Annotated in this window: 13 protein-coding genes; 5 read left to right on the top strand and 8 right to left on the bottom strand. The window is 72.7% G+C overall.

Annotation, left to right across the window (positions count from 1 at the left end):
* A partial coding sequence (locus tag JXZ78_RS30800) for a zf-HC2 domain-containing protein (RefSeq protein ID WP_238783475.1) occupies nucleotides 1–240 on the bottom strand: 240 nt, incomplete at its 3' end.
* A gap of 433 nt (nucleotides 241–673) precedes the next feature.
* Nucleotides 674–1285 carry an RNA polymerase sigma factor gene (locus JXZ78_RS30790; protein ID WP_030021318.1) on the bottom strand — a complete coding sequence of 204 codons (612 nt, stop codon included), beginning with the start codon at nucleotides 1283–1285 and terminating at the stop codon, nucleotides 674–676.
* Nucleotides 1286–1410: 125 nt separating this feature from the next.
* Here JXZ78_RS30790 and JXZ78_RS30785 point away from each other — a divergent pair, with 125 nt between their 5' ends.
* On the top strand, nucleotides 1411–2721 hold the full coding sequence (locus JXZ78_RS30785) for an alpha/beta fold hydrolase (protein WP_238783474.1): 1311 nt from the start codon (nucleotides 1411–1413) through the stop codon (nucleotides 2719–2721).
* 21 nt (nucleotides 2722–2742) lie between these two features.
* On the opposite strand, the gene JXZ78_RS30780 is transcribed toward JXZ78_RS30785, so the two are convergent.
* The 4 genes from JXZ78_RS30780 to JXZ78_RS30765 all read right to left on the bottom strand — a co-directional run bounded on the left by JXZ78_RS30780 (nucleotide 2743) and on the right by JXZ78_RS30765 (nucleotide 6720).
* On the bottom strand, nucleotides 2743–3801 hold the full coding sequence (locus JXZ78_RS30780) for an aminotransferase class V-fold PLP-dependent enzyme (protein WP_238783473.1): 1059 nt from the start codon (nucleotides 3799–3801) through the stop codon (nucleotides 2743–2745).
* A gap of 146 nt (nucleotides 3802–3947) precedes the next feature.
* Nucleotides 3948–4679, bottom strand: coding sequence for a DsbA family oxidoreductase (locus JXZ78_RS30775; RefSeq protein ID WP_030021315.1), 732 nt, complete (start codon nucleotides 4677–4679; stop codon nucleotides 3948–3950).
* Nucleotides 4680–4948: 269 nt separating this feature from the next.
* Nucleotides 4949–5212 (bottom strand): hypothetical protein, encoded by a 264-nt coding sequence (locus JXZ78_RS30770; RefSeq protein ID WP_157851632.1) that lies wholly within the window; start codon nucleotides 5210–5212, stop codon nucleotides 4949–4951.
* A gap of 173 nt (nucleotides 5213–5385) precedes the next feature.
* Nucleotides 5386–6720 carry an NsdA family TPR-like regulatory protein gene (locus JXZ78_RS30765; protein ID WP_078624382.1) on the bottom strand — a complete coding sequence of 445 codons (1335 nt, stop codon included), beginning with the start codon at nucleotides 6718–6720 and terminating at the stop codon, nucleotides 5386–5388.
* Nucleotides 6721–7307: 587 nt separating this feature from the next.
* Here JXZ78_RS30765 and JXZ78_RS30760 point away from each other — a divergent pair.
* Both JXZ78_RS30760 and JXZ78_RS30755 read left to right on the top strand, forming a co-directional pair.
* Nucleotides 7308–7613, top strand: a complete 306-nt coding sequence (locus tag JXZ78_RS30760) for a hypothetical protein (RefSeq protein ID WP_238783472.1) — start codon at nucleotides 7308–7310, stop codon at nucleotides 7611–7613.
* 382 nt (nucleotides 7614–7995) lie between these two features.
* Nucleotides 7996–8649, top strand: a complete 654-nt coding sequence (locus JXZ78_RS30755; protein ID WP_030021312.1) for a class I SAM-dependent methyltransferase — start codon at nucleotides 7996–7998, stop codon at nucleotides 8647–8649.
* Here JXZ78_RS30755 and JXZ78_RS30750 read toward each other — a convergent pair.
* Nucleotides 8627–9178 carry a GNAT family N-acetyltransferase gene (locus tag JXZ78_RS30750; RefSeq protein ID WP_030021311.1) on the bottom strand — a complete coding sequence of 184 codons (552 nt, stop codon included), beginning with the start codon at nucleotides 9176–9178 and terminating at the stop codon, nucleotides 8627–8629. The two genes, JXZ78_RS30755 and JXZ78_RS30750, sit on opposite strands and share 23 nt — an antisense overlap.
* An 11-nt stretch (nucleotides 9179–9189) precedes the next feature.
* Nucleotides 9190–10782 (bottom strand): aldehyde dehydrogenase (NADP(+)), encoded by a 1593-nt coding sequence (locus tag JXZ78_RS30745; RefSeq protein WP_078624381.1) that lies wholly within the window; start codon nucleotides 10780–10782, stop codon nucleotides 9190–9192.
* Between the two features lie 127 nt (nucleotides 10783–10909).
* On the opposite strand from JXZ78_RS30745, the gene JXZ78_RS30740 reads away from it, so the two are divergent.
* Entirely contained in the window at nucleotides 10910–11680 is a 771-nt protein-coding gene (locus JXZ78_RS30740; RefSeq protein ID WP_030021309.1) for an IclR family transcriptional regulator, read from the top strand.
* A 188-nt stretch (nucleotides 11681–11868) separates the two neighbouring features.
* Nucleotides 11869–13062, top strand: a complete 1194-nt coding sequence (locus JXZ78_RS30735) for a sensor histidine kinase (protein WP_106968833.1) — start codon at nucleotides 11869–11871, stop codon at nucleotides 13060–13062.
* Nucleotides 13063–13168 lie beyond the last annotated feature (106 nt).

The following is a 13168-nucleotide window of genomic DNA, read 5'->3' as shown; positions in this document are numbered from 1 at the left end:
GGCACGGGCCGCGGCCATCAGCCGCCCGCGCGCCAGGCCCGCGTTCGCCTTGCGCCCGGCGCCGCGGCCCGTGCCGCCGGGCGCCGGTTCGTCCAGCAGCCGCGCGGTCTCCCGCAGCCGCCGCGCTTCGGCCGCGCAGGGGGCGCAGTCGTGCAGGTGGTCGCGGACCCGCGCGTCGTCGCCCGGCATGTCGGCGCCGAGCGCCCACGCCGCGAGCAGCGCGCTGACCTCCTCGTGCACGGCAGACGGGCCGTCCGCGCCGCCGGGCTCACCGAGGCCGTCCGGACCGGCGGGGTTCCCGGGGGCGTCCGACCCTCCGCTCCCGCCAGAACCACCCGTCCCACCCGAACCACCCGTCCCACCCGAAGCACCAGCTCCACCCGGACCGCTCGCGCCGCCCGTACCACCCATGTCGCCCGGCTCTCCGGTACCTCCCGGACCACCCATGCCGCCCGTCCCCCCGGCACCTCCCGTACCACCCGGACCATCCGCACCGCCCGGACCGTCCGCACCCCCCGGACCGCCCCCCGAACCACCCGACCCACCCCGCCCATTCCTGCCTCCCGCGCCCATCACACACCCCTTCTCGCTGTTCCACCGCCCGGCCGGGCCGCGCGCCCGCCTGTCGTTTCCCTTGCTGCCCGCGGCCGCCGCCCGGCATTCAGAGCCTGTATCAGCACTCGTCCCGCGCCTCGTCGGCCGGGCTGCCGGGGCCGGCCGACGGCCCGGCGAGCCGGTCGGCCAGCGCGCTCAGGGCGTTCCGCAGCCGGGCGACGGCCGCCGTCTCCGCGATGCCCAGTTCCACCGCGACCTGCCGGTACGTACGCCCGGCGAAGCATGCCAGGTGCAGCGCCTCCCGTTCCGGCAGGGGCAGTTCGGTGAGCGCGGTGTGCAGTGCCACCCGCGCCTCCTCGACGGTCTCGGGCGCCGCCTCCTCCCCTTCCGTACCGCACGCCGCGCGCTCCGCCTCCGCCTCCCGGGCCCGGGCCACCGCGCCGTGGTGGCCGCGGATGCTCAGCCAGGCGCGCAGCGAGCCGTGGCCGGGTTCGAAGGCGTACGGGCACGTCCACAGATCGATGAAGACGCGCTGCGTGACCTCGCCGGCGACCGCCGTACTGCCGGTCACCCGCCGGGCCACCGCCCTGACCAGCGCGCTGTAGGCGTCGTACGCCTCGCCCAGCGCGGATTCGTCCCCGTACACCAGCCGCCGGTGCAGCTCCCGGTCGCGCGGCGGGTACCTGGTTGTCCCGTCCACCGGCACCACCTCGTGAGTGTGTGGTGACATTCCTAGCCTTTCGCCTTCCTCCGCGGTAGCCGTCCGTCCGGCCGAATTGCGCGGCGGCCGGTGGGTGCCGCACGATCCGGGGGGCTCCGAAGGGGTGCGGGGCCGAAGAGGACCAAGGAGCAATCATGAGGACCGACCGGCTGCCCGGTGTCGTACTGACCGACCACTTCCTGGACGTGCCGCTGGACCACGCCGTGCCGGACGGTGAGCGGCTGACGGTGTACGGGCGCGAAGCCGTGGCGCCCGGCCGGGAGCACGAGGAACTGCCCTGGCTGGTCTACCTCCAGGGCGGCCCCGGCTACGCGTCGCCGCGTCCGCCGGGCCGGACCTCCTGGCTGACGAGCGCGCTGGACCACTACCGGGTGCTGCTGCTGGACCAGCGGGGCACCGGCCGTTCCACGCCGGCCAACCGGCAGACCCTGCCGCTGCGCGGCGGCCCGCGTGAACAGGCCGATTATCTGGCGCGTTTCCGCGCCGACGCGATCGTGCGGGACGCCGAGCTGTTCCGCCGCGAACTGGCCGGCTCCGACGCGCGGTGGAGCGTCCTGGGGCAGAGCTTCGGCGGCTTCTGCGCCACGACCTATCTCTCGTACGCGCCCGAGGGCCTGCGCGAGGTCATGATCACCGGCGGTCTGCCGGGGCTGCGGGCCACGGCCGAGGACGTCTACCGGGCCGCGTACCCGAGGGTGGCCCGCAAGAACGCCGCGCACTACGCGCGCTACCCGCAGGACGTCGAGCGCGTCCGCCGTATCGCCGCGCACCTGCGGGAACACCCGGCGCGGCTGCCCGGCGGCGGGCTGCTGACGGCGGAGGCGTTCCAGGGGCTCGGCCGGATGCTGGGGACCGGCACCGGCTCGTACGTCCTGCACTACCTGATCGAGGACGCGTGGGTGACCGGCCCCGCCGGCCCCGAACTGGCGGAATCCTTCCTCCAGGCCGTGCAGGGCCACCTCTCCTTCACCGCCGCCCCGCTGTTCGCCGTCCTGCACGAAGCGATCTACGCCCAGCGGTCGGTGGCGTCCGGGGGCACCGGCTGGGCCGCCGAGCGCGTCCGCGCCGAGTTCCCCGAGTTCGACGTCGGCACGGCGCTGGACGGCGGACGGCCCGTCCACTTCACCGGCGAGACGGTCCATCCCTGGCTCTTCGACACCGACCCGTCGCTGCGCCCCCTCAAGGAGACGGCGCAGGCGCTGGCCGAACGCACCGACTGGCCCGATCTGTACGACGCCGACCGCCTCGCGGCCAACGGGGTCCCGGCCGTGGCCGCCGTCTACGCCGACGACATGTACGTCGACACCGCCCACTCCCTGGAGACCGCGCGGGGGATCCGCGGGCTGCGGACCTGGGTGACCAACGAGTGGGAGCACGACGGGCTGCACGCGGGCGGCGGCGTGGTGCTGGACCGTCTGATCCGGATGGTGCGCGGCGAGGTCTGACGGTCAGGGGCGCCGCCCCTGCTACCGCCGCCCCTCCCCCACCACCTCCAGCAACCGGTCCACGTCATCCGACGAGTTGTAGAGATGAAAGGCGGCCCGGAGGCTGCCCGCGCGCACGGCGATCCGTACGCCCGCCGCCGCCAGCCGGTCCGCCGCGTCGGCGAGCCCCGGCACGGACACGATCGCCGAGCCGGGCGCGGGCAGCGGGGTGTGGCCGAGCGCCGCGATCCCCTCGCGGTACCGGTCGGCGAGCGCGGTGTTGTGCGCGTACACGGTCTCGACGCCGATCTCGTTCAGCAGGGCGAGGGACTGCGCGGCGGCCACGTACGAGTAGTGGGCGTGCGGTTCGTCGTAGCGGCGCGCGCCGGGCGCCGGTTCCCGGATCGGCCCGTAGTTGGACTCGTACGGGTCCGCGCCGGCCACCCACCCGGCGTGCAGCGCTTCCAGCCCGTCGTCCCCGCACACCAGGAAGGAGGCGCCACGCGGACACAGCAGCCACTTGAACGCTCCGCACACCACGTAGTCGAAGTCACCGCCCCGCAGCGGCAGCCAGCCCGCGGCTTGCGTGGCGTCCAGGAGGGTGCGCGCTCCGTGAGCCGCGGCAGCGGCCCGTACCGCCTGGATGTCAGCGATCCGCCCGTCCAGCGCCTGCACGGCACTGAAGGCGACGAGCGCCGTACCGGGCCGTACGGCGTCGGCCAGCTCGGCGAGCGGCGCGGTACGGAGCTTGATCCCGGACCGGGCCGCGAACGGGTTGACCAGCGAACTGAACTCCCCTTCGGGCACCAGCACTTCGGCCCCGCTCGGGAGCGAACCGGCGATCAGCGCGGCGTGCACCGCGACCGCCCCGCCGATCGCGACCCGCTCCGGCGCCACGTCCATCAGCCGGGCGAAGGCGGCCCGGGAGGCGTCCGCCGGTCCGAAATAGTCCTGGCCCATGGTCCCGTAGGAGACGGACTCCTCGACGGCCGCACGCAGGGCGGCGGCCGAACGGGCCGGGAGCAGGCCGCTGCCCGCGGTGTTCAGAAATGTCGTCAGGGGCGCGAATTCGTCCCCACCGAGTGGCTCGATGCGCTGCATGTCCCCACTGTGGCCGCCCGGCCGCCCGCCGTCCATCGCGAATTCCGTTTGCACGGCGCCAAGCGGCTCTTATCGGCGCAGCTCAGCGCGGTGCCGCTGCGCCGGGGCCCGCAGGGATCATTTGTCCGTACCGGGGCCCGCCGGGATCAGTGCCCCGACCCCGTACCCGTACCGGGCCGGCACACGTCCCCCTCGCACCCCGGCGCGGCCGCCTCACCGCCGTCTCCGCCCGGCGCGAGTGCGGCACCCTCTTCCCACGCCCGCTCCAACGCCTGCCGGAACACCTCGGCGGGCTGCCCGCCGGAGATCCCGTACCGCCGGTCGATGACGAAGAACGGCACACTCCGCGCGCCCAGCTCCGCCGCCTCCCGCTCGTCGGCCCGCACCGCCTCCGCGTAGGCGTCCCGGTCCGCCAGCACCCGGCGCACGTCTTCCTCGTCCAACCCGGCGGCCACCGCCACCTCGGTCAGCACGTCCCCGTCCCCCAGCGCCCGCGCCTCCGCGAAATTGGCCCGGTACAGCGCGCCGAGCAGCGCGTCCTGGGCACCCCGCTCCTTGGCCAGGTGCAGCAGCCGGTGCAGGTCGAAGGTGTTCCCGTGAATCCGGTCGGACCGGTACCCGAGCCCTTCCCCCGCGGCCGCCTCGGCGACCCGCGCCTCCATGGCCTCGGCCTGCTCCCGCGACACGCCGTACTTCTGCGCGAGCATCTCCAGCACCGGCGTGCCCGCCGCCGGAGCCGCCTCCGGGTCGAGCTCGAAGGACCGGTGGACGATCTCCACCTCGCCCCGGTGCGCGAACCCGTCCAGACCCTTCTCGAAGCGGGCCTTGCCGATGTAGCACCAGGGGCAGGCGATATCCGCCCAGATCTCGACGCGCATGTCAGGTGTTTCCTCAGTTGATCAGTACGAAAGGGGACAGTCGCGGACAACCTTCCGGGGGTGGCGGCTATTCCCCGGCACGGTGGCGGGTGCGGGTGTGAGGCGTCACATGGCGGTACGGACGCCAGGACACGGAGGAGCCCCGCTGCCCCCGCGGCGGGGAGGGCGGGACTCGCGGGCCGGTCGGCCGAGGTCAGGTACTGGTATGCCGGGCGAACTGGACGAGCCGAGTTTGACCCAGCTTCGGGAGGATCTGGCTCAAAAGGAGATCACTCGGCACCCACGGATTTCCGATTCTGGATGCCGGGCAGACGAATATGCGAGCGGACATCCTCACGCCGACCGCGAAACGGCTCGGAGATGTTCGCGGTAAGGTTCGGCGGATACGAATGGACCGGGCCGTCACCGGGCTTATCAACGGCGGCGTTCAAGTGGACGATCTTGGACAGCTCAGGTCCCAGCCCGCGCTCCGCACGCGGGTTGAGTTCTACTGCGGCGTCGGGGTGTTCGGGGGCAAGGCTGCCGCTCGCCACACTGGCGTGTTGAACGGCTGATGGACTGAACAAAGCCTCGCGCCCGCTTCCGTTGACGGGTGCGGGATTGGGCCTGTCGGCTCTGGTGCGCGGCCCACGTAAGGCGTGAGTGAGCCCCGCCGCTCCATGGCCGAGTGGCAGGGCAGCTCAGAACCCAGCAACTCCGGCGGGCCTCAAATGGCTAGAGGTTTTGCCGCCTTGGCTCTCTCGTAAAGCGCATGAGCCAGACGGTTCTTGAGGTATGGGCGGATTTTCTCTCGCATCACCGCGATTCGGTGGTCGCACTGACCTGACCGCACATGAGGGTAAATGTCCAGCACCTTGCCCCACGTCTCGCACGCTGCCTCTAGGTGCCCGATCTCCAGCTGCCGTTCGGCCATAATGGACAAGAACCGGGAGCGGTTGCGCTGGAATGATCGATGGCGAGCTGCGTCAGACTCGCCTAGAGCAACGATGGAACCGCGCACATCCCCTAGTTCGTATGTGACTTGGCCGACGTGGTAGAGCAACGATGATGGGTTGTAGGAAGCGAAAGTCGTTGCGCGAGACTCTGCTTTCTCCATGGCAACTTCGGCTTCCTTCATGTACGACAGTGCGGCGTGCCGATTACCCGTTTGCGCATACGCATGTGCCTGCTGCCCCGCCAGGAAGGCGCGCATCCGTGGTCCCGCTTGAGGGGATGCGGCGGCAGCGGCATCGGCGAGCCGCAAGGCTTCCGCTCCGTGCCCGAGATCAACGGCTTGGACGCTCATACCGCGCAGGGTGGTGCAGTACGTGAGATGATCCCTTGCCGCCCCCGCGAGTTCGAGTGCCTTGACGTAGTACTGCTGTGCGAGATGGTGCTCCCCTTCATCTACGGCCATGTAGCCAGTTAGGTAGCACAGGTCAGACGCGGCGGATCGCATCGCTGCCCGGACTTCTTCCGATCCGTCTGCACTCAGCGCAGGGGCAACAGTGTTGATCAGAAAACTCGCTGCCATGGGGCGCGCATAACGTCCCCCGAACTCATCATCCAGGTCTGATACACGTTCTGTCATGGCAACGACCATCTGAACGTCAGCCATGCCGATTCGTGCCGTTTTCCCAGTCTGTATACCTTCGGCCCTGGCAACAACGTCAGGCCACCCAGGAACCGTCAACGCGACGGAGAAAAGACCGGCGCCGAGCACACCACGACGCGACGGGTCCACGTCCATCCTCCCCAACTCGATCAGCCCTTGCACCGTATTCGTCGGCTCGGATGATTGATCGACTGGATCGGGGAAGCCCGCTTCCCCTCGCGTGATGGGGCGGTTCAGCCGACGAGCGAACGCTTCGACGATGAGGGAGCGGACCGACTCCCGCGGCATCGTGCCACCGAGCCAATGATGCACAGCACTGCCGTTGTATCGCAGGGGCGTTCCCCTCTCGGTGCCCACGCGATTCACAGCTCGCGCGCACTGATCGAAAGTCCAAGCGCTCTCCGTGAACAGCCTGCGCAACCCGGTGTTTCCTGTCCGCTCGGCCATGCTCAACTCCCGGTTTAAAGGCTTTAAACACGCGCCCCCGCGCCAACGGTACCCCCGCTGTCCGTAGGGCAGTTGGCTGGTCAAGCAAACGCTACAGACAGGAGTGAACTTGAACATGCGTCCGCCCCCGCCGCTCCGCAGTGGTGCTGATCAGCCCGAGCCGGCCGAAGGTGCTACCCCCATAGTGACCCTGGAGTCGATGGTGCATCCCGGCTGCCGCGTATGCGTTGCGGCGGAACGGGTTCGAGCGCAGGCCCGGCGCGACGGTCACGCCATGGCAGTCGCCGACGCCAACCAGATCATTCTGGAGCACCCCCACCGGAGCACACCATGATCCGCGGTGCGGAGTTGCCGGAGCTGGACGGTGTACTTGTCCGGCCGTACATCTGCGCGGCCGACCGCTCAAAGACCGCTGATGACACGGCTTGCGCGCTCCCGCTCACCCCGCTTGGCGGACTTCGCGGCCTGCTCGTCTACCGACGCACCCCCAGAAACGGTGACCCCAATTGACCCAACGCACCCCTGGCCCCGGCCGGGAACACCTCACCCGGCTCATGCGCTCACGCGGGCACGACGGTGTGCTCCGTATGCGCACCAGCGGCGACGACGCTGCCCTCAACCTCCCCTGGCCCGAAGGTACGACCATGGCAACCCCCGCCCCCGTGCCGACGCGCATGGAAATTCAGATCACCGGCATCCGGAAGCACTTCGCCGAGTGCGTCACCGAACAGGACGGCGGCGAGATGTGCGACGCCTGCTCCTCCGGCTGGGACAGTCCCCTGCCGGCGAACGCGTGGATTCGCGCCCACGCAGACGAGAAGGGACACACGAAGTTCAAGAAGCACACGGAGGAGGACGTCACCACCTTTACGAAGCCTGCGACGGCGAAGTGAGGGACTAGCGGCGCGGTGCGGTTGAGGCGTCTGTGGCCGTGCTGGGAGCCTTCTTGATCGTCATGGGGATCGTGGCACTCGCCCTTTCCCGCGCGGTGCCCCAACAGCCCGCCCCTGCCCGCCCGGTCGTCTGGGTCCAGCGGCCGGACGGGTGAACCACAGCCCCGCCCGCGTGTGGTCACCGCACCGGGCAGGGCTCCCTGCTCCGCCCAACTCCCCTGCGGACAGGGACAGTGGCGGGCGGGCAGCCTTCCAGGGGGGCTATTCCCCCACCTCAGGGCGGCGGCCCCGTCCGGTGGCCGGCCGGCGGCTCGATCCGGACCGATGGCCGTACGACGCCGGAGCGACCGGCCGCCCCGCCCCTCCGCGGTAACGTCCGCCCATGGAGATGCGCCAGGAGACGCGGGAGTTCTGGGAGCGTGCCGGGGCCGCCAAGACCTTCACCCACCCACTGGATCGGGAGTTGCTGGACGCGTACGTGCCGCGCGATGTGCCGGTGCTGGACTACGGCTGCGGGTACGGGCGGCTGACCTCCGAGCTGCTGGCGGCCGGGTACGCGGACGTGCGGGGGGTGGATGTGTCGCGGGCGTTGGTGGAGCGGGGTGGGCGGGAGCACCCGGAGGCGCGGATCGAGCATTGTCCGAGGTTGCCGCTGCCGTTCGGGGACGGGAGTTTCGGGGCCGCGCTGCTGTTCGCCGTGTTGACGTGTGTGCCCGGTTCCGCACAGCAGCGGGAGATCGTCGCGGAGCTGGGCCGGGTGGTGCGGCCGGGCGGGGTGCTGTACGTCAGCGACATGCCGTTGCAGCGCGACCGGTGGGACGTGGCGCGCTACGAGGAGTACGCGGACCGGTTCGGGACGTACGGGGTGTTCGGGACGCCCGACGGCGGGGTGTTCCGGCACCACGAGCCGGACCGGCTGCGCGGGCTGGTCCGGGCGCACGGCTTCACGGTGGAGGCCGAGCGCACGGACACGGTGCCGACGCTGGACGGGCGCACCGCCGAGCGGCTTCAGATCATCGGGCGGCGGCGGGGCTGAGCGACAGCACGAGGTCGAGGTGGGTGGCGTCCGGGGCGGGGCGGCGGGACGCGTCCGGCTGCCAGCCGTGCCGGGTGTAGAAGGCGCGGGCCCGCTGGTTGTGCCAGTACACGTCCAGGCGGGCGGTGGTGACGCCTGCCGCCCGCCAGCCCGCGACGCAGGCGTCGTGCAGGGCGGAGCCGATGCCGCCGCGCCAGCGGTCCGGGTCCACGTGGAGCTGGAAGAGTTTGACGGTGTCGGCGGGCGCGCCGTCCTCGCGGCGGTAGGAGGCGACGCCGACCACCGCGCCGTCCCGTTCCGCGCACAGCAGGGTGGCGTCCGTACGGGCGAGGCCTTGCGCCCAGCCCTGGCGCCAGCGCTCGCGCTCGGCCGGGTCGTCCAGCTGCGCGTCGGGCACGCGGCCGCGGTAGTACGTCGCGCGGGCGCGCTGGTGCAGGTCCACTATGACGTCGAGGTCGGCGGCCGTGGCCTCCCGGACGAGGGTGGCGGGGGCGGCGGCCGTGGCGGGCGCTTCCGGGGTGTGGGTCATGTGCGCGTACGTCACCTTTCGGGGCGGCCGTCGACTCGGCGGGGCAGGTTCAGCGGGTTGTCCTCGCGCAGCTCCGGCGGGAGCAGGGCGGGCGGGGTGTCCTGGTAGGCGACCGGCCGCAGCCAGCGTTCGACCGCTGTGCCGCCGACGGAGGTGGCGGTGGAGGTGGTGGCCGGGTAGGGGCCGCCGTGGTGCTGGGCGGGGGCCACGGCGACGCCGGTCGGCCAGCCGTTGACGAGCACCCGGCCGGCCAGCGGGGTGAGCGCGGCCAGCAGGCGCGCGCCGCGCCCCGTACCGCCCGTGGCTGCCACGGTCCCCGTGCCGCCTCCGGACGCGCCGGTCCCCGCGTCCCCTCCCGCGCACTCCGCCGCTCCCAGCTGGAGCGTCGCGGTGAGGTTGCCGGGCAGCCGGGCCAGTACGGCGCCGATCTCGGCGTCATCGGTGTAGCGCGCGAGGACGGTGACCGGCCCGAAGCACTCCTCCAGGAGCAGGTCGTGGGTCCCGCCGTCCTCGGCGAGCCGGGCCGCCGGGACGGTGAGGAAGCCCGCGCTGACGGTGTGCTCGCCGCCCGCGCCAGGCGTCACGGGTGCCTGGACGTCCGGCAGCGCGGCCCGTTCCCGTACGCCGTCGAGGAAGGCGTCGCGCATCCGGTGGTCCAGGAGCACTCCGGCCTCGGTGTTGCTGACGGCCTCGGTGAGGGAGCGCTCCAGGCGGTCTCCGGCCGGGCCGCGCGGCGCCAGGACGAGCCCCGGCTTGACGCAGAACTGGCCGGTGCCGAGCGTCATCGAGCCCGCCAGGCCGGTGCCGATCTGCTCGGCGCGCTCGTCGGCGGCGGCCTCGGTGACCACGACCGGGTTGAGGCTGCCGAGTTCGCCGTGGAAGGGGATCGGGTGCGGGCGGGCGGCGGCCGCGTCGTACAGGGCGCGTCCGCCGCGTACCGACCCGGTGAAGCCCGCGGCGGCGACGAGCGGGTGCCGGACCAGCTCGACGCCCGCCTCGAAGCCGTGCACCAGGCCGATGACGCCCGAGGGCAGGCCGACTTCGTTCGCGGCGCGGCGCAGCAGGGCGGCGCTCAGTTCCGAGGTGGCCGGGTGGTCGGGGTGGGCCTTGACGACGACCGGGCAGCCGGCGGCGAGGGCGCTGGCGGTGTCGCCGCCGGGCACCGAGAAGGCGAGCGGGAAGTTGCTGGCCGCGTAGACCGCGACAACGCCGAGCGGGATCTTGTAACGGCGCAGGTCGGGGCGGGGCGGGGTGAGCCCGGGGTCGGCGTGGTCGATCAGTACGTCGAGGAAGGCGCCCTCTTCGACGACATCGGCGAAGGCGCGCAACTGGTAGGTGGTGCGGGACAGTTCGCCGGTCAGCCGCCCCGGGCCGAGCGCGGACTCCGCGTCGGCGGCCTCGACGATCCGCTCCCCGGCCCCGTCCAGCAGGTCGGCGGCGCGGCGCAGCAGGGCGGCCCGGACGCGGCGGTCGGCGAGCGCTCCCCGGGCGTCATGGGCAGCCCGTACGGCGGCCTCGACCTCGGCCGCCGTGGCTTCCACCGCGACCTGCTCGCGCCGCTTCCCGGTACGGGGGTCGACACTCCAGACTGGTGCTGCTGCCACCGCGCGTTCCTCCCGGCGAACCCTTGTCGCGTCCAGGACGCCGTTCGCTATGCTGAACGCCGTCCCAGCTGGTGAATGTGACGTCCGCCGGGACTCTATGGCTGTCCGAACTGAGGGGTCAAGGCCGATGCCCGCTGCCGAGACCACCGGAGCGCAGGTCAAGTCCGCGGTGCGCACGGTGGAGTTGCTGGAGTACTTCGCGGGCCGCCCCGGGATGCACAGCCTGGCCTCCGTCCAGGAGGCCGTCGGCTACCCGAAGTCCAGCCTCTACATGCTGCTGCGCACCCTCGTCGAGCTGGGCTGGGTGGAGACCGACGCCACCGGCACCCGGTACGGCATCGGCGTCCGCGCCCTGCTGGTCGGCACCTCCTACATCGACGGCGACGAGGTGGTGGCCGCCGCCCGCCCCACCCTGGACCGGCTCGCCGACGACACCACCGAGACCATTCACCTGGCCCGGCTGGACGGCACCAACGTCGTCTATCTGGCCACCCGCCAGTCCCAGCACTACCTGCGCCCGTTCACCCGCGTCGGCCGCCGGCTGCCCGCCCACTCCACCTCCCTGGGCAAGGCGCTGCTCGCCACGTACACCGACGACCAGGTACGGGCGCTCCTCCCGGAGAAGCTCGACGCCCTCACCGAGCACACCGTCACCGACCGCGAACGGCTCATCGGGGAACTGCGCCTGGTACGCGAGCAGGGGTACGCCGTCGACCGCGAGGAGAACACGCTCGGCCTGCGCTGCTTCGGTGTGGCGGTCCCCTACCGCACCCCGGCGCGGGACGCGGTCAGCTGCTCGGTGCCGGTGGCCCGGCTGACCCCGGGGCACGAGCAGCTGATCAAGGACGCGCTGCTCGACGCGCGGGACCGGCTGACGCTGGCGACGCGACACCTTTGAGAATCAGCTTGAGGTTCGGTTGGCGGCCCGGTGCGACGTCGGGTCCAGGGGGCGGTGCGACGTCCGGTTCACGGGCCGGTGCGACGTCGGACCGGAAGTCGGGTGCGACGCCCGGCGGGTCGCCGGCAAGCGGAACGCGCCTGTTTCTCGGCCGCTGGGTGCATCTCGTCCTCGGCGGCGCCCTGCTGATGCCGTACTTCCTCCTGGCGACGGTCCTCGTGCCGCTGTTCGTCCCCGGCGTGAACCCGTTCTCCGACTTCCTGTGGCAGTTCGCCGCGTTCGGTGCCGCGCTGCCGCTGGGCGCCCTCAGCGCGCTGCTCTTCCCGGTGCTGCGCACGCTGGAGTCGACCGCGGCGCGGTCGCTGTGCGGCCTGCCCCCGGCGGTGACCGCCGAACTGGCCGAGGAGCCTGCCGATTCGTGGGCGGCCCGGCGGCGTACGGCCTTGTGGTTCGTGGCGCACCTGGCCGCAGGCGGCATCGTCAGCGGCCTGACGCTGTCGGCACCGCCCGCCGCCGTGGTGCTGATCCTCCTGCCGGTGGCGGACCCGCTGCGGCACGAGGAACAAGGCTGGCCCGAGCTGGCGGGCGTGCTCGGCCCGCTGACCGGGCTCGGCCTGCTCGCCCTGGTGGCGGGCGCCACGTGGGCGGGCGGCCGGCTGCTGGCCCGCCTGGCGCCCGTACTGCTGGGCCGTACGCCCGCGGACCGGCTGGCCGCCGCCGAACGCCGGGCCGCCGACCTCGCCTCCCGCAACCGGCTCGCCCGCGAACTGCACGACTCGGTGGGGCACGCGCTCAGCGCGGTCACTCTCCAGGCGGGCGCGGCCCGCCGGGTGCTCGACGCCGACCCCGGATTCGCGCGGCAGGCGCTGCTGGCCATCGAGGAGACCACCCGGAGCGCGGTCGCCGAACTCGACACCGTACTGGGGATCTTGCGGGAGGACGGGGACGGCCCGGCCGGCGCTCCCGCTCCGGCGCTGGACACCCTGGACGCGCTGCTGGACCGCACCCGCGCCGCCGGGCTGCGGATCGACGCGGACGTCGACGACGGGTGCGGGCGGCTGCCGACGCTGGTCTCGCGGGAGGCGTACCGGATCGTGCAGGAAGGTCTCAGCAACGCGCTGCGGCACGCCGGTGCCGTACCGGTCCGGCTGCGGATCGCCCTGGACGCCGACGAACTGAGGATCACGGTGGAGAACCCCATGCGGAGAGAAACGGCGGACACGCCGAGCGACACGGCGGCGGGCACACCCCGCCCCGGCGGCGGGCGCGGCCTGCCCGGCATCGCCGAACGCGCCCGCCTGCTGGGCGGCGAGGCACGGGCCGCGGGCCGGGACGGCGTATGGCGGCTGGCCGTACGGCTCCCTCTGGGGGCGTCCCGGTGAGCGGCACGGACGGGGGGCGCGCGGACGCTCGTACCGACGTGGACGAGGGACGCACGGACGCCCGCACCGGCACGGACGAGGGGCGCGCGGACGCCCGTACCGGCAC

The sequence above is a fragment of the Streptomyces monomycini genome (genome assembly GCF_022271435.1).
Lineage (GTDB): Bacteria > Actinomycetota > Actinomycetes > Streptomycetales > Streptomycetaceae > Streptomyces > Streptomyces monomycini.
Note: the sequence above shows the minus strand (reverse complement) of the source record. Positions and strands in the feature narration are given on the sequence as shown.